This window comes from Rhodococcus sp. NPDC058639, from assembly GCF_042717545.1.
GTDB lineage: Bacteria > Actinomycetota > Actinomycetes > Mycobacteriales > Mycobacteriaceae > Rhodococcus.
The window spans coordinates 258,889-277,922 of sequence record NZ_JBHXRF010000005.1; the positions used below are offsets into that span (position 1 = coordinate 258,889).

The window sequence follows — 19,034 nt, forward strand, 5'->3', positions numbered from 1 at the left end:
GCCGACCCGGTCGAGCGTTCTTGTTCGTGGCGGCTACGGTCGCCGCACGCATCACATCTTCGCGTCGCGTGCCCGGACGAAGCTGTAGACGCCGTACATGATGAGCCCCAGGCCCACCGCGATGAGCAGGAACACGCCGAACGGCTGCGCACCCAGCGTCTTCAACGCGGCGTCGAGACCGGAAGCCTTCTCCGGATCGGCCTGGAAGACCGCGGCGATCACGAGACCACCGATCAGCGTGACAGCGACACCCTTGGCGATGTAACCGGCCATCCCGAGGCCGCGGACGAACGAACTCGTGTTGCCCTTCAGGTCTTCGACGAACTTCTTCGTTGCGCCCTTGTAGATGTGGTAGAGGCCGACACCGATGATCACGAGAGCAGCAACGACGAGCAGGAACTTTCCGCCTCCGGACTCGAGGAGACGCGCGGTGATCCCGGCGCTCTGTTCACCGCTCGACTTGCCGCTACCGCGCGCATACCCGAAAGCCGTGAAGGCCAGACCGAAGTACACCAGAGCGACACCGACGGCCTTGACCCGGTCGAACGTCTCGTCCTTTTTGTCCTGGCCACCCGACGACGAGTGTGCCGCCGTGCCGAGCACCCCTTCAGCAAGACGCCACAGGGCCAACACGAAGAGCACGACGCAGAGGACGGACAGCAGGAACTTGCCTCCGGGCTTGGCCGCGATTTCGGCCAGAGCACCCGACTGTGATGCCTCCTCGTTGCTACCGAGGGCAACGCGGATCGCGAGGTAGCCCACCAGCAGGTGTACCAGCCCGCTGCCGACGTAACCCGCACGGGCGAGCCGCTCGAACCAATGATTCCGCGAGAGTCGCCCCGTTACCGACGATCCACTCGACGTCGAAATTTGCCGCGTCACTTGTCCACCCATCCTCCGGCATCGCGCGGCCGGCTCTGCTCGCCCGCCCGATGCTCATCAACCTCGCTCGTTGTCCTGTCCGGTATGCCCGAAGCATTCGGAGATCAAACGCATTCCGCGCGCAGTCGGTAGATTGGCGAGCAGCATCGAAGCCGACCACGGAGGTTCGTCGTGCGAATTGCTCATATCCCTCTCCGAGTTGCCACCGGCGCATTCATCCTCAACTCGGGTCTGGGAAAACGGAATCTTCCCGCGGAGAACGCGGAGGCACTGCAAGGTATGGCTGCGCAGGCGTTCCCCTTCGTAAAGCAGTGGCGCCCGACAACCTTCGGAACCGCGTTGTCGACCGCCGAAATCGGGATCGGTGCAGCGCTACTGGCCCCCATTGTTCCGTCCTTCCTGGCGGGCGCTGCGTTGACGGCCTTCGGGGGCGGCATGATCACCATGTACTGGAAAATCCCCGGCATGCACGAGGAAGGGGACCCGCGCCCCACCCAGGACGGCCTTGCGCTCGCCAAGGACGTCTGGATGCTGGGCGGCGGATTGACCCTGATGCTCGACGGGCTCCGCAAGCGCTAGCCGCCCGGAGCCAGACCGCCCCGTGTCATCGGTGAGGACGGTCGATGATCGGAGTGCAGCCATGACGGAAAGCACGCACGCCCCGTATCCACCTCGGGCGATCGCCGAAGACGCAGTCGAGCTCGCCCGCCGTTGGCTCGAAGAGTCCGCCGCAGCGACTCCCGACCGGGCAGGCCGCCAACTGGCCGGGGTACTGAAGGATCCGCACGGCCTCGATTTCACCGTCCGTTTCGTCGACGGAGTGATCCGTCCGGAGGACCCGCTGGTCGCAGCGCACAACCTGGCCGAACTCTCCCGCGACGTACCTTCCTTCCTTCCTGCCCACCTGCGACTGGCGTTGCGTGCCGGTGGCACTCTCGGTCCCGAGTTCCCCCACCTCGTCGTACCCGTCGCGCGTCGTGCGCTGCGGGCAATGGTCGGGCACCTGCTCGTCGATGCGACCGATCGGCGGCTCGGCCGTGCCCTCGCCGCGATCCGGCGCCGTCACGTGCGGTTGAACCTCAATTTGCTCGGGGAAGCGGTGCTCGGCAACAAGGAAGCGGTCCGCCGCTTCGAGGGCACACGGACGCTGCTTGCGCGCGACGATGTGGACTACGTGTCGATCAAGGTCTCCGCCACCATCGCCCCGCACGCCGCGTGGGCCTTCGACGAGGCCGTCACCGACATCGTGGAGAGGCTCACGCCGTTGTATCGGCTCGCCGCACAGTCGGACACACCGAAGTTCGTCAATCTCGACATGGAGGAATACCGCGACCTCGAACCGACCATCGCGGTGTTCACGAGACTGCTGGACCTGCCCGAGTTCCTGCACCTCGAGGCCGGCATCGTCGTCCAGGCTTATCTTCCCGATGCGCTCGCCGCGTTGATCCGGCTCGAAAAATGGGCTGCCGCTCGGCGTGCCCGCGGCGGCGCTCCCATCAAGGTGCGCGTGGTCAAGGGTGCAAATCTGCCGATGGAACGCGTCGAGGCGGCGCTGCGCGGCTGGCCACTCGCCACCTGGAGCACGAAGCAGGACACCGACACGAACTACAAGCGGTTGCTGCACTACGCACTGACACCCGAACGGATCGACAACGTCCGGATCGGGGTCGCCGGGCACAACCTGTTCGACATCGCCTACGCCTGGCTCCTGGCAGGCAGGCACGGCGTGCGACACGGTGTCGATTTCGAGATGCTCCTGGGCATGGCGCAGAACCAGGCCGACGTGGTGCGCCGCCACGTCGGTGGTCTGGTGCTCTACACACCGGTCGTGCACCCCGAGGAGTTCGACGTCGCGCTGGCGTACCTGGTGCGCAGGCTCGAAGAAGGCGCGGGCCAGGACAACTACATGTCGGCCGTGTTCGATCTGCGCGACGATCCGTCGCTGTTCGAGCGGGAGGCGCAGCGATTCCGGGATTCGGTCGCCACGCTCGACGAACGAGTCCCTGAGCCGAATCGGCGGCAGGACCGCCACGAGGTTCCGGACACCGCGGAGAACGAGGGCTTCTTCAACACCGCGGACACCGACCCGTCGCTGCCCCGGAACCTGGCCTGGGGGCGGGCGATCCTCGAACGGGTTCCCTCCTCCCGCCTCGGCATGGACCTCGTTCGCACGCACACGGTGACGTCGTCCGACCGGCTCGACGCCATCGTGGCGACGGCGTCGGACGCCGGGCGCGACTGGGGGGCGCGCAGTGCCGCAGACCGGGCAACGGTGCTCGAACGTGTCGCGCGGAGACTCGAGGCGCGTCGCGCCGACCTGTTGGAGATCATGGCGGCCGAGGGCGGCAAGACTCTCGACGAGTCCGACCCGGAGGTCTCCGAGGCGATCGACTTCGCCCGCTACTACGCCGACCGGGCACGCGATCTCGCAGCCGTGGACGGAGCCCGCTTCGTGCCCTCGGCGCTCACCGTGGTCACGCCGCCGTGGAACTTTCCGGTGGCGATTCCGGCAGGGTCGACGCTGGCGGCGCTGGCATCGGGGTCGGCGGTCGTGCTCAAGCCCGCCGCCCTGACCGCACGCTGCGGCTCCGTACTCGCCGAGGCATTGTGGGAAGCCGGGGTGCCGCGCGACGTACTCCACCTCGTGCACCTGGGAGAACACTCCCTGGGCACCCAACTGATCTCGGACCCTCGCGTCGACCGGGTCGTCCTCACCGGTGCCTACGAGACCGCAGAGCAGTTTCGATCGTTCCGCCCCGGACTGAGGCTCATGGCCGAGACCAGCGGCAAGAACGCGATCGTGGTGACACCGAGCGCCGACCCCGACGCAGCGGTGCGCGACATCGTGCAGTCGGCGTTCGGCCATGCGGGGCAGAAGTGCTCGGCTGCGTCGCTCGTCGTTCTCGTCGGATCGGTGGCATCGTCACGGCGGTTCCGCGACCAGCTGGTCGACGCCGTCACGTCGCTGACTGTCGGGCCGGCGCACGACCCGCGCACCCGGATGGGACCGCTCGTCGAACCTGCGCACGGGAAGCTGCTCGACGCCCTCACCACCCTGGAACCGGGCGAATCGTGGTTGACGGCACCGCGTCGGCTCGACGACGAGGGCAGGTTGTGGACTCCGGGGGTGCGCGTCGGCGTGCAACGCGGGTCGCGCACGCATCTGGTCGAGTTCTTCGGTCCCGTCCTGGGAATCATGACCGCGGCGGACCTCGACGAAGCGATCGACATCCAGAACGAGGTCGAATACGGGCTCACCGCCGGTCTCCATTCGCTCGACACCGCGGAGATCGCCCGCTGGCTGGGCCGTGTCGAGGCCGGGAACGTGTACGTCAATCGTGGGATCACGGGTGCTGTGGTGCGCAGGCAACCGTTCGGCGGCTGGAAGAAGTCGTCGGTCGGCGCGGGATTCAAGGCGGGTGGTCCCCAGTACCTGTTCGGGTTCGGTTCATGGGAACCACTGCCGCACAAGGCCATCGACGATGTTTCTGCCGACGGAACCACCGAGGTGGTCGTCGACCGTCTCCTGACTGCGTCCCGCGAATGGACCGGCACCGATTCGTCGATGCTGCGCCGGGCCTTCGCCGGTGACGCCCGCGTCTGGCGTTCGGAGTTCGGCGTCCCGAAGGATGTCAGCGGCCTCGTCGTGGAGCGAAACCTGTTCCGTTACCTCCCGGCGCGGGTGTGCGTCCGACTCGCCGAGGACGGAAACCCGGTGGATTTCGTCAGGGTACTCGGCGCGGCGGCACGCACCGGTGCGCGAGTGGAAGTGTCCTCCGCTCTTGAGATTCCACCCGCTGCCCTGTCGGCAACCGGGCAGATGATCGACAAGAGCGTCACCGAAACCGACGCGGAGTGGCTGGACCGGATCTGCTCCGGCGACTCGGTGCGCGTCCGGATGATCGGTGGTGACCCCGACACCGTCGCAGAGCGCCTCGGTGGCCGTTGCGACGTGTCGGTCTGGGATCACCCCGTTACCGAGTCGGGCCGCGTGGAGATGCTGCCCTTCCTTCTCGAACAATCGGTATCGATCACGGCACACAGGTTCGGCGCCCTCCACCACCTCACCGACGAGATCATCTGAGTTCGGCCCGTCCGATTGACCGGAAGCCCTGTGGAACGAATGGATCTGAGGTGCAATAGGAGCATGGATATCGCCACAACATCCCCCACCGAACGCCGGAAACTGGCGTTGGCGGCTGTGAAGGAATTAGGTCCCAATCGCACGGAAAAGGCGGCATTGAAGGTCCGGTGTCCCGCAGGCCACACCATCGCGGCCGTGTACGAGACTTCCGAGGGCCCGGTGGTCGTGTCCAAGAGCGGACCGGGCGGGCGTGGCAACCGCGACCGTGAAGCAACCGGTCACCACGGCGACAAACTCCATTCCGAGTTCGTCGACACACTCGAGGCGACTCGGTACGAGGACGACGGCATTCCGTCCGGATGCGCGTGCGGACCGAAAGGATTGTCCCGCAAAAAGTTACAGTCCGCCTTCGCGGCACAGGAACACGTCGTGAATCTGACCTGACCGGTCAGATCCCCAGGTTCCACCGAATCCGGAACAGATCGAGAACCTGGTCCGCCCAACCAAGCACCGACAGCGACGAGTCGACGTTCTGCGGAGGCGCCTGCACCAGGGTGTCGTTCCGGAGCAACCGGGCGAAATCCACCTCGACGCGACCCTCGCGCACCGCACCGCCGGGGTACCGGAACTCGACGCCGGCTCGCACCATGATGTCGACGATCTCCTGCGCGAGGATGCCGTAGCCGACGGTCGTCGGATGCACGCCGTCCAAGGAGAACAAGCCGCCCGTGGCGCGGCCACCGTTCCCGTCCGCGGAGAGGAACCGGGTATCCGGGACGGGCCTGAGATCGGCGAGTGGCGGAGGCAGCGGATACGGAGTCCACCACTCGGGGCGCGCCGCGAGATCATCGACGTAGCGGCGGGCGGCGAGCCGGTCGAGGATTCCCGCAGAGTCGAGCAGGTACCAGTCGAGACCGGCCCGGCGAGCATCGGCGACTGCGCCTGTGATGGTGATGTTGTACAGGTCGATCGCGGTGTCGACCGCGTACGCCTGCGCACCGGTGAGGTGCTCGTCGCGAGCAGGGTCGAAGCGGCTTTCGTCGATCCAGGGCCGGGTGTAGTACGGAAAGTACGGCGACCCCGACTTCGTGCCGATCCCCCGGGCTATCGGGGCGATGGTGACGTGCGGGACGGTGCACAGGATGACGTGGCGAGCCTCGACCGTACCGAGTCGCGTGACGACCTCGGCGAATTCGGCGTCGAAGTGCTCCGGTGTCCAGATCGTGGCGTCGCGGGTGTGCCCGAGTTGCCGGAAGTCCTCACCGCTCCACACGACCCTCAGTTCGGTGGCGGCGCGCAAGGCGTTGTTGGCGCCGAGGAAGACCACCAGCGTCTCGATACCGGCATCGGTGCCGGCGTCGTGCTCGGCCCCGAGCGCCCGCGCGGCGTCGAACACGGTCTCGTGACGACGCTGCTCGTCCCAGCGCGGATAGACGCTGAGGGCGGCGCGTTCGGCATTGTTCTCGACGATCTGGTCGACGAGGTTGTCGCGCGGGGTCGCGAGGGCACGTTCGCAGTACGCCGCGGTCTTCTCCAGCGCGTCCCGCAGATCCCATCCGTAGCACGAGAGATTGTGGTTGTAGCCGCCCGCGATCGGCGCCTCGGCCCCCGGGCCGCGCTCCCAGTAGTCCTCGACCTCGTCCATGAACCCGCGCACGGCGAACAATGCCGTCGGGAGTTCCCACACGTCGAGACGGCCCCCGTAGCGATCCTCGAGCCGACGCAACAACAATTCGACGTTGAGCGGCAGCCCACCGGGTCCCCCGAAGCGGGGATACCGGAAGTTCGCCAGGGTGCCCAGTTCGTAGGCGACGATCGCGGGTACCGACACCTCCGTCCGGTAGATCGCACCGCTCTGGAATCCCTGGAGAAGCGAGTCGCCGACGGCGACCAGCCGATGTGGCGGAATCCCGCGCGAGGACAGGCGGTCGACAGCGATACCGGCGGTCGGATCGAAGACGGGCGGGCGGGGAGAGCGCCGGGCCTGTTCCACGACAGAGTCCGGCGTTCCCTCCGGCAACGCGGTCTGTGCGGACACGGGGCCACCCCCTCGGTGTGCCGTCCGTCGAGCGTGGGCCGCGTGCGTGAGGTCTGTCAAGGGCGGTGAGGTGTCACCGGTGCGCGAGAATATGCAGACTGGACGGGACCATCGTGGCAGTCCGGCCACCGAACACGGAAAAGCAGGAGGGTGGATGACGAGCGCCGACTTCGCCCACACCGACCGCGCCGAGAAGAATCGCCGGGAGAAGGCGGTGGGCCTCGCCCGCTACACCTGGAACCGCGGCGTCTCCGGCGCGGAGTTGCTGGCCATGTCCGACGACACGCGCAGGCGGCTGGCACGAGCCGCCGACGCCCACCCACCGCGCACGATGGAAACGTGGGCGCTCGTCGCGCAGTTGCTGGACGAGAAGACCGCATGGGCGCACGAGCACCCGGACCATCCTGCGGCGACGCGCACGCATCCCGACGAGAAGATCATGTGGGTCAAGCCCCCGGTCAGGTCCTGGCTCGAGTAACGCGCGTGTGCGACCGCGGGGCGCAGGTGGTAGAAATGCACTCCGTGCCCAAGAGTGCAATTTTTACCGACGAGGGTGCCCGGACCCGTCGCATGCAGCGCACCCGCGCCGCGCTCGTCGAACACGCACGCATACTCACCGCCCGTCGGGGTCTCGCCGGCTTCACCGTCGAGGAACTGTGCGAACACGTCGGGGTGTCGCGGCGAACCTTTTTCAACTACTTCGCCTCGAAAGAAGATGCGGTTCTCGGCAACCCGCCCGCAGCCCTCACCCCGGAAGACCGGGACGAGTTCGTGGCGGGTGGCGACCGCACCGGGCCAGGCCCCTCGCCTACCCTGCTGCGCGATATCGCCCGGCTCGCCGTTGCGCTGTTCGAACGCAACGATTTCACTCGCGAACAACACCGACTCCACTGCGACATCGTGCGCAGCGAGCCGCAGTTGCTCGCTCGGATGATGTCGTTGGGCGAGTCCCACCAGCAGGATTTCGCCGAATTGATCGCCGCACGCGAAGGGTTGTCCGCCGACGACCCCTTCGTCCGCGTCACCGTGCGATACGTCGCCGGTCTCGTCCACGACGCCGTCGACGAGTTCTTCCGCACGGCCGACAGCCCACCGTTCCGCGACCTGCTCGAGCGCGACATCGGATGCGCCCAGCGGTTGCTCGAACACCCTCTCGACCTCCACGACCCGACAGGAATACGGTGACCTCTACCGCAGAACCACTGGTTCTCTCCCAGCGCCGAATCTGGATCATCTTCTCGGCCCTGATCGCCGGCATGCTGCTGGCGAGCCTCGACCAGACGATCGTCTCCACCGCGATGCCCACCATCGTGGGCCAGCTCGGCGGCGTCGAGCACCAGGCGTGGATCACCACCGCATACCTGCTCGCCACCACGATCGTGATGCCCATCTACGGCAAGTTCGGCGACGTCTTCGGCCGCCGGTACCTGTTCATGATCGCCATCGCGATCTTCACCCTCGCGTCGGCGGGCTGCGCGTTCACCGACGACTTCTGGACATTCGTGGTCTTCCGCGCGCTGCAGGGCGCCGGAGGCGGCGGCCTGATGATCCTGTCGCAGGCCATCATCGCCGACATCGTTCCCGCCAGCGAACGTGGCAAATACATGGGCCCGCTCGGCGCCATCTTCGGCCTCTCCGCCGTCGGTGGCCCGCTGCTCGGCGGGTTCTTCGTCGATCACCTGACGTGGGAATGGTGCTTCTACATCAACATTCCCGTCGGCATCATCGCGCTGCTGATCTCGTGGTTCATGCTCACCCTGCCGACGAAGAAGCCCACCAAGCGCATCGACATCCTCGGTGTGATCACCCTGTCGCTCGCGACGACCTGCCTGATCTTCTTCACCGATTTCGGCGGTGACGCGGACCGCGGCTGGAGCGACCCGCTCACCTGGGCGTTCGGTATCGGCTTGCTCGCCATGGCATGCCTGTTCGTGCTCGTCGAATCCCGGGCACAAGACCCCATCATCCCGCTGTCGCTGTTCCGCAATTCGATCTTCGTCAACGCCACCGCGATCGGTTTCGTGCTCGGCCTCGGCATGTTCGCAGCCCTCGCGTTCATGCCCACGTTCCTGCAGATGTCGTCCGGCACCTCCGCAGCGGTATCGGGCCTGCTGCTGCTGCCCATGATGGTCGGCCTCCTGATCACCTCGATCGGCTCGGGCCTCGCGATCACCAAGACGCAGCGCTACAAGATGTACCCGATCGCCGGGGCCTCGATCACGGCGCTGGCGATGCTGTGGCTGACCACCCTGCAAGGCAGCACACCACTGTGGGTGATCTGCTCGATGCTCTTCGTCTTCGGACTCGGTCTCGGCCTGATCATGCAGGTGGTCATCCTCGTCGTGCAGAACGCCGTGCCGATCGACGAGATCGGTACCGCCACGAGCTCGAACAACTACTTCCGCGAGGTCGGCGCCGCACTGGGTGTCGCGATCTTCGGCACGATCTTCACCAACCAGCTCTCCGTGAAGCTCACCGACGTGTTCACCGCCGCGGGCGCCGATCCGGAGCAGGCCGGACAGGCCACCGCCACCCTCGACCCCGCGATCATGAAGGCGCTGCCCGACGAAGTGCGGCAGGGCGTCGTCGACGCCTACGCGGACTCGCTCGCCCCCGTCTTCTGGTACCTCATCCCGTTCCTGATCATCGCCATCATTTTGGCCTGCTTCCTGAAGGAGATCCCACTCTCCGACGAAGCCGGCATGGTGGCGCGCGGCGAAGCAATCAGTGCGAAGGATGCGGAGGCAGCACGCACGGCGTCCGCCGAACCCGACACCGTGGCGATGACCGTCTCGGGCGACCGGAGGGAACCACCGGCGTCCCACGGCTCGTAGCGGCCGGTCCCGCGCGCCGAGCGACGGAGTCCTGCGCAGCGCGCGGAACCCCACGTGGTCGAATGGACGGGACCGGCACGTCGTGGTGACGGCCGGGCGACGGGAGGCGGCACATGGGTCGGAGCATCACACCGGTGCGGGTCAAGGACGTCACCATCGGGGAGGGCGCACCCAAGATCATCGTGTCGATCACCGGACGGACCCCCGGCGAACTGCTCGCGCAGGTCGAGGCACTGTCGGGCCGTCCGGTGGACATCGTGGAGTGGCGCGTCGACTTCTTCGATTCCCTCGACGACACGACGGCGGTCATCGATCAGGCCGGCACCCTCGCTTCCCTCGCCGGCGGCAAGCCGCTGCTCGCGACGTGCCGCACGTCCGAGGAGGGCGGAGAGGCCAGGATCGACGATGACGCCTACGCCGACCTCGTCGTAACCCTGGCAGAGTGCGGCGCCGTGGATCTGGTCGACGTCGAATACCGTCGCGGCGGTCGCGAGGTCGAAAGGATCGTCGCGGCGGCCCACATCCGGAACATCGCGGTGGTGGCGTCCAACCACGATTTCGACGCCACGCCCCCGAAGGAAGAGATCATCGCGCGGTTGCGCACGATGCAGGTCCTCGGAGCGGACGTCTGCAAGATCGCCGTGATGCCGCGGTCCGCCGCCGATGTGCTCACACTGCTCGACGCGACGCGCATCATGTACGAGGACCACGCGGAACGGCCGCTGATCACGATGTCGATGGGCGGGCTCGGCGTGATCTCCCGGATCGCCGGTCAAGTCTTCGGCTCCGCCGCGACCTTCGGCATGGTGGGCGCGGCGTCGGCGCCCGGGCAGGTCGACGCATCGGAACTGCGAGCGCTGCTCGACGTTCTCGAAAAGTCTCGGTAGGCGCCTGTCCGGGACGCCCTACCTGTCGGCGTCCGTGTCGTCCCACAGTTTCATCAGGGTTGTGAGAATCTGCTCGGCGGCGCCGAGGCCGGCGAGGTGACTCTCGCCCGGCAGGTGGTGGAATTCCGCGTCGGGGAGCAGGTCCACCATGTGCAGGCCGTGCTCGAACGGAATGATGTGGTCGCTGTCGCCGTGCCACCATCGCACCGGAATCTTCACGTCTGCCACGCGGAAACCCCAGTCGCGGGTGAAGACCACGATGTCGGCGAAAGGCGCGGCGATGCTGTGCCGGCTGCCGTTGAGCAGGTCGTCGAGGAACATCGCCTTGAACTCCGGCCTCGCGAGCAGACGGCGATCGCCCTCCGGCGACAGGCGCCCGTAGAGGTCGATGAGCGGCGACCCCAATGGCCGCACCATTCGGATGCATGCGCTGAGTGCGGTACCGATGGGCCCACCCGCCACCTGCAGCACCGGCGCGAGGAACGTTCCCAGCTTCATCAAAGGACTGCTGATCGCCTCGGGACCGACGACGGGGGCGACCCCGCCGAGGACCGCGGCCGCGACCACCCGGTCCTGGAGCGCGTACCCGGCGGCGAGCGTGAACGGACCGCCACCGGACAGGCCGACGACCGCCATCCGGTCGACGCCCAGCGTGTCGGCAACTGTCTCCAGATCGTCGATGAACGCGAGGACGTTCTCGTACAGGTGCGGGGTGGACGAGCCGATGCCCGGCCGGTCGATCCCGATGAGCCGGATGTCCTCGCGTTCGGCGAAGGCTCTCGCTTCGACGGGGATCTGGCGCCGTGCCCCGGGGGTGCCGTGCAGCCAGAACACCGCGCGTCCCTGCGCCGATCCGAACTCGGCAAAGCCGAGACGGCGGCCGTTTCCGACCGCGACCGTACCTTCGAGCTTCGGTCGTTCGACGTCCATGCGCGTCAGCATGGCATGTGTCGGCGGTCACGTACATCTCCGACGCGGTGTGCGTCGGCCGGGCGATTTCGCAAACCTCGGCGCCCGGACGGTGGTCTGATGGAAGCGTCACCCACGAAGGGACCGATTCATGACCGAATCCTCGAACTCGGGCCGCGTGGCGGTGGTAACCGGCGCGTCGTCCGGCATCGGTGCCGCGACCGCACGTGCCCTCGCGGGCGCGGGCTTCCGCGTCGCGCTGCTCGCACGCCGCCTCGACCGGATCGAAGCCCTTGCGGCCGACCTGGGCAGCGGTGCGCTCGCGATCCGGGCCGACGTGACCGACCGTGATTCCCTCGTCGCCGCTGCTCAGCGGGTGCAGGACGAGTTCGGCGGTGCCGATGTACTGATCAACAATGCCGGCATCATGCTGCTCGGGCCGTTCTCGTCGCAGCTTCACGACGACTACCGCAGGATGATCGAGGTCAATCTGCTCGGAGCCATCACAACCACCGAGGTCTTCCTCGATCAGCTCCGGGACGGTGGCGGGGACCTCGTCAACATCTCGTCGGTCGCCGGACGCACCGCCCACCCCTCCGACGGCGTCTATGCCGCCACGAAATGGGGGCTCAACGGCTGGTCCGAATCGCTCCGCCAGGAACTGCACCCCGACGTGCGCGTCATGCTGATCGAGCCGGGCATCGTCGACACCGAGTTACCCACCCACATCACCGACAACGCGACCCGGCAGGTCGTGCAACAGGGATACGACACCTCCACGGTCGAACCACCCGACATCGCAGAAGTGATCGTTTTTGCGCTCACCAGGCCCCGTCATCTGACCATCAACGAAATCCTTCTCCGCCCCTCCGACCAAGCCGGCTGATCGTGCCCGGAGTACTGGGGGTCGCACGCGGAGATCGATCGAAGTCCACACTCGGTGTGATGCGGGTTACAGTAATCTGACCACAGACAGAGTCAGATCCCGACCCCGACGGGAGATTCACCCCGTGACGAAGATGCTCGCTCCCCCGCCGCCCGGTCTGGAACCCGTCCCCGGCGACAGCGGCCTGCCGTACATCGGCTATGCGCTGGACTACATGCGGGATCCGATCAAGGCCTACGACAAGCGCTTCCACCAGCACGGTCCGGTGTCGTGGTTCCGATTCGCCGGACGGCCGTGGGTCGTGCTCATCGGGCCCGACGCCGTCGGCGCGGCATTGCAGAACCGCGACCGCGCCCTGCAGAGCGGCCCGGGATGGCGCGCGTTGATCGGCCCGTTCTTCGACCGCGGCCTGATGCTCATGGACGGCGACGAACACACCGCACACCGCCGGATCATGGCGAAAGCCTTCACCCGCGACCGCCTCGCGCTCTACACCGACGCGATGCACCCATCGATCGAACGCACACTCGACACGTGGGTCCCCGGTGACGGCTTCCGGGCCTACCCCGCAATCAAGGAACTCACCCTGAGCCTGGCCACCGAAATCTTCATGGGCGGCGCCGAGGGGTCGTCGGCCCGGGAGATGCGCGAGGTCAACCGTGCCTTCATCGGGTGTGTGCAGGCGGCGACCGCGATCGTCCGGTATCCGTTGCCCGGCAGCAGGTGGCGCAAGGGCATCCAGGGACGCAAGCGGCTCGAGGCGTTCTTCCGTCGCTACCTGCCCGCACGGCGCGCAACCGAGGGCAACGACATCTTCTCGGTCTTCTGTCACGTGGAATCCGAGGACGGAGAACGGTTCTCGGACGACGACGTCGTCAACCACATGATCTTCCTGATGATGGCGGCACACGACACCTCCACCATCACGCTGTCGACGGCCATGCAATACCTCGGCCAGTACCCCGAGTGGCAGCAGCGGTGTCGCGAAGAATCCGAAGCGCTCGGCACTTCGACGCCCAGCTTCGCGCAGCTCGATGAACTCGCCGCACTGGATTTGGTGATCAAGGAGTGCCAGCGGCTGGTCACGCCCGTACCCGGTGTCGTGCGCCGGGCAGGGGCCGACACCGAGATCCTGGGGCATTTCATCCCCAAGGGCACGCTCGTCAACGTCGGCGTCCACTACAGCCACCACATGGCCGAATTGTGGCCCGATCCCGAACGTTTCGATCCCGGGCGGTTCGCCCCCGAACGCCGGGAGGACCGCGTCCATCCTCACGCGTGGACGCCCTTCGGCGGAGGCGTGCACCGCTGTCTCGGGCAGCACTTCTCCGGCGCCGAGATCAAGTCGGTACTGCACCACCTGCTGCTCCGGTACGAGTGGGACGTGCCCGCCGACTACGTCGCGCCGATGAACTTCACGTCTCTGCCGTTTCCCGACGACGGAGGGCCGATCAACCTCCGCGCCAGGTAAACGCCGACGGGAAATCGAGCCACCGCCTGTGCGAGTCGGGATCAACCATCCGATGTCCCGAAGTTTCCGCGAATGACATTCGCGGGATCCCGTTCCCCCTTGAGTCGACAAAGCCGACTAATGGACTCGGAACCCAGTGCAGCGGACAGCTTTTCGGACGGATTCAGAAATGTGATCGGCTTTCGACCGCTGACAGGCAGGGAGTGCGCCAGTGTCGCTTGCTTCGACGCGATGGCATCTCCGATCGCATCGGTCGACGGCACACCGAACATGTATGCGGCGTACGGCTCGGTGAGTGCCCCGTGCGGGGAGTCGCTGGGGCGTGCCAGTGCTCCTCCGAGGTGTCGGAGTTGCACGGTCAGGAGAGGAGCGATCGGTTCGTCGATCAAGGAAGCGAACACGTCGTCGTCGAATGCGGTGAGGAGTTCACCGCGTGCCCGCCCGGGACTCGGGGCGGTCGGCTCCGCCGTGATCGTTCCCAGATCCCCGGCGCTCATCGGCGAACGGGTGTCCACAATCGGCGCGGGTAAACGGTCGACCTCGGTCATGAGCCGGCGGGCGTCGGTTTCACTCCCCAGGAACGTCACGTCGATGGCGACCATCGGATCGGCTCCGGGAAAGTTCAGCACCTCGAACCAAAGCGTGAGTGCGTCCGGTGCAGTCTCCGTCATCGATCGGTAGACCTCGGCCACCTGTCGTGCCGAAGCGGCCGACCACAGTTGCCGTCCACCGAAAACCCGGGGCGCAGGATGCAACTGCAATTCCATCGCGGTGACGATGACAAGATCGCCTCCGCCTCCTCGCAACGCCCAGAACAGTTCCGGGTCGGTCTCGGGAGTGACATGTTGTCTCGTGCCGTCTGCCGCGACGATCTCGAAGGCGAGAACACTGTCGGCCATCCATCCGAACGAGCGTCCGAACCAGCTCAGACCACCCCCGAGTGCCGCACCGGTCACTGTGACGACGGGAGAACTTCCCGGCAGTGCCGTGAGTCCGTGTGCAGCGGCGGCACGCTGAAGATCACCGGCACGTACACCTGCTCCGACCCTCGCCGTCCTCCGCGCCGGATCGATATCGATGGATTCCAGTCGAGTCGTGCGCAACAGGACGGAACCGCGAGCCCGACCGGTCGCGCCGTGACCGCTGGGTTGCACCGCGATGGACAAGCCCTGTGACTGCGCATATCTCACGAGTGCGACGATGTCGTCGGCATCGGCCGCCTCCACCACCGCACAGACGTCCTGCTCGACGGCGAGATTCCAGGGACGTCGCGCCGGTTCGAAGCCTGAATCGGCCGGAAGGTGAACCCGGCCCCGAACACTTGCCCTCAACTTTCCGACGGTCGCAGCCCGCAGGATACTCATGGTGACTCCTCGCTCGATGTCGTAGATGCGAGGCAGGATCGGGGTGTCCGCCTCACTATCGAGTCGAGCGTGACGATCGAAACGTGACGAGCAGCCCCTGAGGAGCCCCCATGGAACGGGATCGGTCGGCACCGACTCTGGACGGGTTGGCAGCGCAATTCGTTGTACAACGACCCAAGCTCCATGCGATCGCACAGCGGACGCTCGGCTCTCCGTGGAACGCGGACGATGCCGTCCAAGAGACTTGGTTACGCCTCCAGCAAGCCGATATCGGGAGGATCCGGAATCTCGAGGCATGGCTCACGACGGTTGTCTCCCGGGTGTGCATCGACATGATTCGACGGCGCGCCACGTGGCGGGAAGAACTGGGTCACGACCACTCGGGCGAAGCCGGATCAGGGACCGGCACCCCTGCGGAGCGCGAGCCCGCAAGCGCCGTGCTGTTGTCCGAAGACCTCGCCTTGGCTCTGCACGTCGTGCTGGACACACTCGGCCCCCTCGAGCGACTGGCCCTGGTTCTGCACGACGTATTTGCACTGTCGTACGACGACATCGCACCTATCGTCGAACGAACCCCTGCAACTGCCCGCCAGCTCGCGTCCCGTGCGCGAGCGCGTGTCCGCTCGGTCGACGTGGACAGTGTTCGGGAGAAACGAGAATCGGCGATCACCGCATTTCTCGACGCGGCGCGTAACGGAGAGTTCGGGACACTCCTGCAGCTCCTCGACTCCGACATCGAACTACGCAGCGACGACACCGCCGTACACCTGGCAGCTGAAGGCGCCGACCACGGCGCGCCGCTCCTCGGTCGCAGAATCTCGGGGGCAGACGCCGTAGCGAGAGCGTTCGCCGGGCGAGCCGAACTCGCAACGCCGATCCACATCGGCGGAGTCCCCGGGGCCGCTTACGTCTCGGACGGCGTCGTGCACGCCCTCTACCTGTTCGAGTTCCGTGCCGACACGATCCACCGAGTGAGCGTCATCGCCGATCCCGCACGGTTGTCCGGACTCCTGGTCGACGGCGCCCGGTAACCCTGCAGGCCGGGACAGAGCGTTATCTGCTGGCGAATTCTCCAGGCCCCGTGATCGTTTCTCAGCACGACGAGAGAACGCGGGCCATGGCGTCGCGCTCTTCCGGGGTGACCCACAGCCGGTACTCGATCTTCACCTCGACCTGCCGCGACACGTAGTCGCAGTGGTAGCCGGCATTGGGCGGCAGCCAGGCGGAGGCGTCGGAGTCGCCTTTCGACTGGTTGGTCCGGCCGTCGACCGCCTGCAGATTGCGCGGGTCGTTGGCCAGGTTGCGACGCGCCTGGTCGTCGAGGTAGCGGGCACCCTTCTTCCAGGCGTCGGACAACGCCACGATGTGGTCGATCTGCACCGCGGAGGACGTGTCGGTGCCGCGTCGGAAGAAGATCTCCAGGTTCGTGTACGTATCCCGCAGGGTGCCGGTCCGGACGGTGCAGTCCTTCGTCGCGGGCTCGAGCGAGATGTCGACGAGGTCGCGCTTGAGAATGTCGTTGCGGGTGTCGCAGCCGTTGCGGCCGAACCCGACCGTGACGTTGTCGGTCCAGGCAGGCCCGAAGAGCTCACGGCTGTAGCCGTCCTGAGGATCGGCCGGGCGCACCGGCAGCGCCGAGAGCGCCGCGAGGACCGCTGTGGGGTCGCCTCCCGTCGAAATCCCCGCCGGCGGCTCCGCAGCCCCCGACTCGTCGGTGACGACGGGTTCGAGGACGACGACCGCGATCGAGACCGCGATGAAGCACAGAATCCACAGCCATCGAGGGATCGACGGCTGTCCTGTACGGGCCATGTACTACTGCGCCAGCGGAGGCATCTTCACGATCTGGCCGGCGTAGGACAGGCCGGCACCGAACGCGAGCAGAAGGGCAGTATCGCCCGGCTGGACCTGACCGGTGCGCAGCATCTTCTCCATCGCCAGCGGAATCGACGCGGCGGAGGTGTTGCCGGTCTCGATGATGTCGTCGGCCACCTGCACGGACTCGGGAAGCTCGAGTTGCTTGACGATGACGTCGTTGATGCGCAGGTTCGCCTGGTGCGGCACGAATGCGTCGAGGTCGGCGAGAGCGACGCCGGACTTGTCGGCGATCTGGCGGGCGTACTTGCTCATTTCGAAGGCTGCCCAGCGGAACACCGCGGTGCCTTCCATGATGATCCAGGGGCGCTTCTGCTGCGGGTTCTGGGCGAAGTCCACCCAGTCGGGCTCCTGGCGGATGGCGTTGCCCTGCGAGCCGTCCGATCCCCACACCGTGGGGCCGACACCGACCTCGTCGGAGGCACCGACCACGACGGCGCCCGCACCGTCACCGAAGATGAAGCGCACGGAGCGATCGGTGGGTTCGGTGGCGTCACTCATTCGCTCGACGCCGACGACGAGCACCTTCTCGGCGGTCCCCGCGCGCACCATGTCGGATGCGACACCGAGCGCGTAACAGAAGCCTGCGCAGCCGGCCTGGAGGTCGAGGGCGGCGGCGCCGCCGGTACCGAGGCGGTCCGCGACGAGCGCGGCGGCCTGGGGCGTCTGGAAGCCGTAGGTGGAGGTCGCGATGATGACGGTGTCGATCTGCGCGCCGCTCAGTCCGGCCGCGTCGAGCGCCTTCGAAGCGGCACCGACGGACATGTCGACGATCGTCTCTTCGGGGTGCGCCTTCGCGAAACGGCGCTCCTTGATACCGGAGCGCGACTGGATCCACTCGTCGCTCGAATCGATCTGTTCACAGATCTCCGCGTTGGTGACGACCCGCTCGGGCCTGTGCACACCCAACCCGAGAAGCGCGCTGTTCCTCAGCGTGGCGGGGACGGCGATCTGTGCACCCATCAGGCGAACTCCTCCTCCTCGGGCACTGCTCATCAGTGCGCCGCATCGAGACACGGTAGCGCGGGTTACGAGGATGTCACAGCACGGGGTCCAGGCAGGCCCCGCCGCGTGGTATCGCACCTCGTCGGAGCCGGTATCGCGCACCGGCGGCTACCGTGCCGGTATGGACGCACAGGACTGGGATGAGCGGTACGAAGCCTCGGAACTGGTGTGGGGCGCTCCGCCCAACCCGGTGGTGGTGGAGTTCGCGACGTCGCTGCCGCACGGGCGCGCGCTCGACCTCGGCTGCGGGGAGGGCCGTCACTCGTTGTGGCTCGCGACGCGCGGCTGGGAGGTGGTCGGCACCGACTTCTCGGCCGTCGCACTGGACAAGGCCCGCCGAATCGCGGCGCAGGCGCCCAAGAGATCGCGCGACCGGTTGCGATACCAGCTTCTTGATGTGATTTCCGACACCTTCGATGGCGATTATGACTTGATTCTCTCTGTATTCCTGCACTTCCCTCCGTCGCAACGGAGAGCCCTCGTCGACAAAGCGATCAATTCGCTGAAACCTGACGGAATCCTCATATTTCTCGGCCACGACGCGACAAATCTCCAGCATGGCGTCGGTGGCCCCAAGGATCCCGAGATCCTCTACACGCCAACAGATATCGTGAACGATATCGACGGACGACTCGATATCGAGATAGCCGAACGCAGGCACCGCGAAACGGAAGCGGGAACTGCCGTCGACGCCTTGGTGGTGGCGCGAAAAGTCAGTCTTGGAAGTTAGTTGCCCGACGAGTAACATAGAGATGTTACCGACGAGTAATAACTTGGGCGGTACTTGATCCAGCTGGAC

17 protein-coding genes are annotated in these 19,034 nt (G+C 66.5%); 11 read left to right on the forward strand and 6 right to left on the reverse strand.

Annotated elements, in window-relative coordinates:
• Positions 1-51: 51 nt before the first annotated feature.
• On the reverse strand, positions 52-882 hold the full coding sequence (locus tag ACFWU2_RS11965; RefSeq protein ID WP_378605808.1) for a DUF1206 domain-containing protein: 831 nt from the start codon (positions 880-882) through the stop codon (positions 52-54).
• 171 nt (positions 883-1,053) lie between these two features.
• On the opposite strand from ACFWU2_RS11965, the gene ACFWU2_RS11970 reads away from it, so the two are divergent.
• The 3 genes from ACFWU2_RS11970 (at position 1,054) to ACFWU2_RS11980 (ending at position 5,410) form a co-directional block, all read left to right on the forward strand.
• Positions 1,054-1,461 (forward strand): hypothetical protein, encoded by a 408-nt coding sequence (locus ACFWU2_RS11970; RefSeq protein ID WP_378605811.1) that lies wholly within the window; start codon positions 1,054-1,056, stop codon positions 1,459-1,461.
• A gap of 61 nt (positions 1,462-1,522) precedes the next feature.
• Positions 1,523-4,966: a proline dehydrogenase family protein gene (locus ACFWU2_RS11975; protein WP_378605814.1), complete on the forward strand. Its 3,444-nt coding sequence runs from the start codon at positions 1,523-1,525 to the stop codon at positions 4,964-4,966.
• A 63-nt stretch (positions 4,967-5,029) separates the two neighbouring features.
• Complete coding sequence (locus ACFWU2_RS11980; RefSeq protein WP_378605817.1) at positions 5,030-5,410, forward strand: hypothetical protein; 381 nt, start codon at positions 5,030-5,032, stop codon at positions 5,408-5,410.
• Between the two features lie 4 nt (positions 5,411-5,414).
• On the opposite strand, the gene ACFWU2_RS11985 is transcribed toward ACFWU2_RS11980, so the two are convergent.
• Positions 5,415-7,004 (reverse strand): hypothetical protein, encoded by a 1,590-nt coding sequence (locus tag ACFWU2_RS11985; protein ID WP_378605820.1) that lies wholly within the window; start codon positions 7,002-7,004, stop codon positions 5,415-5,417.
• Between the two features lie 154 nt (positions 7,005-7,158).
• Here ACFWU2_RS11985 and ACFWU2_RS11990 point away from each other — a divergent pair, with 154 nt between their 5' ends.
• The 4 genes from ACFWU2_RS11990 to aroD all read left to right on the forward strand — a co-directional run bounded on the left by ACFWU2_RS11990 (position 7,159) and on the right by aroD (position 10,725).
• On the forward strand, positions 7,159-7,482 hold the full coding sequence (locus ACFWU2_RS11990; RefSeq protein ID WP_378605823.1) for a hypothetical protein: 324 nt from the start codon (positions 7,159-7,161) through the stop codon (positions 7,480-7,482).
• Between the two features lie 44 nt (positions 7,483-7,526).
• Positions 7,527-8,189, forward strand: coding sequence for a TetR/AcrR family transcriptional regulator (locus ACFWU2_RS11995; RefSeq protein WP_378605826.1), 663 nt, complete (start codon positions 7,527-7,529; stop codon positions 8,187-8,189).
• Positions 8,186-9,838, forward strand: a complete 1,653-nt coding sequence (locus ACFWU2_RS12000; protein ID WP_378605829.1) for an MDR family MFS transporter — start codon at positions 8,186-8,188, stop codon at positions 9,836-9,838. The genes ACFWU2_RS11995 and ACFWU2_RS12000 overlap by 4 nt, the downstream gene beginning before the upstream one ends.
• A gap of 113 nt (positions 9,839-9,951) precedes the next feature.
• Positions 9,952-10,725, forward strand: a complete 774-nt coding sequence (gene aroD / locus ACFWU2_RS12005; RefSeq protein ID WP_378605832.1) for a type I 3-dehydroquinate dehydratase — start codon at positions 9,952-9,954, stop codon at positions 10,723-10,725.
• An 18-nt stretch (positions 10,726-10,743) separates the two neighbouring features.
• Here the strand turns inward: aroD and ACFWU2_RS12010 are convergent, their stop codons facing one another.
• Positions 10,744-11,655, reverse strand: a complete 912-nt coding sequence (locus ACFWU2_RS12010) for an alpha/beta fold hydrolase (RefSeq protein WP_378605835.1) — start codon at positions 11,653-11,655, stop codon at positions 10,744-10,746.
• 130 nt (positions 11,656-11,785) lie between these two features.
• Here ACFWU2_RS12010 and ACFWU2_RS12015 point away from each other — a divergent pair, with 130 nt between their 5' ends.
• Positions 11,786-12,520 carry an SDR family oxidoreductase gene (locus ACFWU2_RS12015; protein WP_378605837.1) on the forward strand — a complete coding sequence of 245 codons (735 nt, stop codon included), beginning with the start codon at positions 11,786-11,788 and terminating at the stop codon, positions 12,518-12,520.
• A gap of 124 nt (positions 12,521-12,644) precedes the next feature.
• Positions 12,645-13,991: a cytochrome P450 gene (locus ACFWU2_RS12020; protein WP_378605840.1), complete on the forward strand. Its 1,347-nt coding sequence runs from the start codon at positions 12,645-12,647 to the stop codon at positions 13,989-13,991.
• Positions 13,992-14,032: 41 nt separating this feature from the next.
• Here ACFWU2_RS12020 and ACFWU2_RS12025 read toward each other — a convergent pair whose 3' ends face one another.
• The gene (locus tag ACFWU2_RS12025; RefSeq protein WP_378605843.1) at positions 14,033-15,355 is read right to left on the reverse strand and encodes an FAD-binding oxidoreductase; all 1,323 of its coding nucleotides are present in this window, start codon (positions 15,353-15,355) and stop codon (positions 14,033-14,035) included.
• Between the two features lie 110 nt (positions 15,356-15,465).
• On the opposite strand from ACFWU2_RS12025, the gene ACFWU2_RS12030 reads away from it, so the two are divergent.
• Positions 15,466-16,386 (forward strand): sigma-70 family RNA polymerase sigma factor, encoded by a 921-nt coding sequence (locus ACFWU2_RS12030; RefSeq protein WP_378605846.1) that lies wholly within the window; start codon positions 15,466-15,468, stop codon positions 16,384-16,386.
• A 61-nt stretch (positions 16,387-16,447) separates the two neighbouring features.
• Here the strand turns inward: ACFWU2_RS12030 and ACFWU2_RS12035 are convergent, their stop codons facing one another.
• Both ACFWU2_RS12035 and ACFWU2_RS12040 read right to left on the reverse strand, forming a co-directional pair.
• Positions 16,448-17,167, reverse strand: a complete 720-nt coding sequence (locus ACFWU2_RS12035) for an HNH endonuclease family protein (RefSeq protein ID WP_378605849.1) — start codon at positions 17,165-17,167, stop codon at positions 16,448-16,450.
• Positions 17,168-17,170: 3 nt separating this feature from the next.
• Positions 17,171-18,193, reverse strand: coding sequence for a beta-ketoacyl-ACP synthase III (locus tag ACFWU2_RS12040; protein WP_378605852.1), 1,023 nt, complete (start codon positions 18,191-18,193; stop codon positions 17,171-17,173).
• A 163-nt stretch (positions 18,194-18,356) separates the two neighbouring features.
• Between ACFWU2_RS12040 and ACFWU2_RS12045 the strand changes: the two genes are divergently transcribed.
• On the forward strand, positions 18,357-18,965 hold the full coding sequence (locus ACFWU2_RS12045; RefSeq protein ID WP_378605855.1) for an SAM-dependent methyltransferase: 609 nt from the start codon (positions 18,357-18,359) through the stop codon (positions 18,963-18,965).
• Positions 18,966-19,034: the final 69 nt, after the last annotated feature.

Coding starts and splice junctions, on each gene's coding strand:
- aroD (WP_378605832.1), top strand. CDS start 9,952: ATGGGTCGGAGCATCACACCGGTGCGGGTCAAGGACGTCACCATCGGG.
- ACFWU2_RS12035 (WP_378605849.1), bottom strand. CDS start 17,167: ATGGCCCGTACAGGACAGCCGTCGATCCCTCGATGGCTGTGGATTCTG.
- ACFWU2_RS11990 (WP_378605823.1), top strand. CDS start 7,159: ATGACGAGCGCCGACTTCGCCCACACCGACCGCGCCGAGAAGAATCGC.
- ACFWU2_RS11980 (WP_378605817.1), top strand. CDS start 5,030: ATGGATATCGCCACAACATCCCCCACCGAACGCCGGAAACTGGCGTTG.
- ACFWU2_RS12040 (WP_378605852.1), bottom strand. CDS start 18,193: ATGGGTGCACAGATCGCCGTCCCCGCCACGCTGAGGAACAGCGCGCTT.
- ACFWU2_RS12010 (WP_378605835.1), bottom strand. CDS start 11,655: ATGGACGTCGAACGACCGAAGCTCGAAGGTACGGTCGCGGTCGGAAAC.
- ACFWU2_RS12045 (WP_378605855.1), top strand. CDS start 18,357: ATGGACGCACAGGACTGGGATGAGCGGTACGAAGCCTCGGAACTGGTG.
- ACFWU2_RS12025 (WP_378605843.1), bottom strand. CDS start 15,355: ATGAGTATCCTGCGGGCTGCGACCGTCGGAAAGTTGAGGGCAAGTGTT.
- ACFWU2_RS11975 (WP_378605814.1), top strand. CDS start 1,523: ATGACGGAAAGCACGCACGCCCCGTATCCACCTCGGGCGATCGCCGAA.
- ACFWU2_RS12015 (WP_378605837.1), top strand. CDS start 11,786: ATGACCGAATCCTCGAACTCGGGCCGCGTGGCGGTGGTAACCGGCGCG.
- ACFWU2_RS12030 (WP_378605846.1), top strand. CDS start 15,466: ATGGAACGGGATCGGTCGGCACCGACTCTGGACGGGTTGGCAGCGCAA.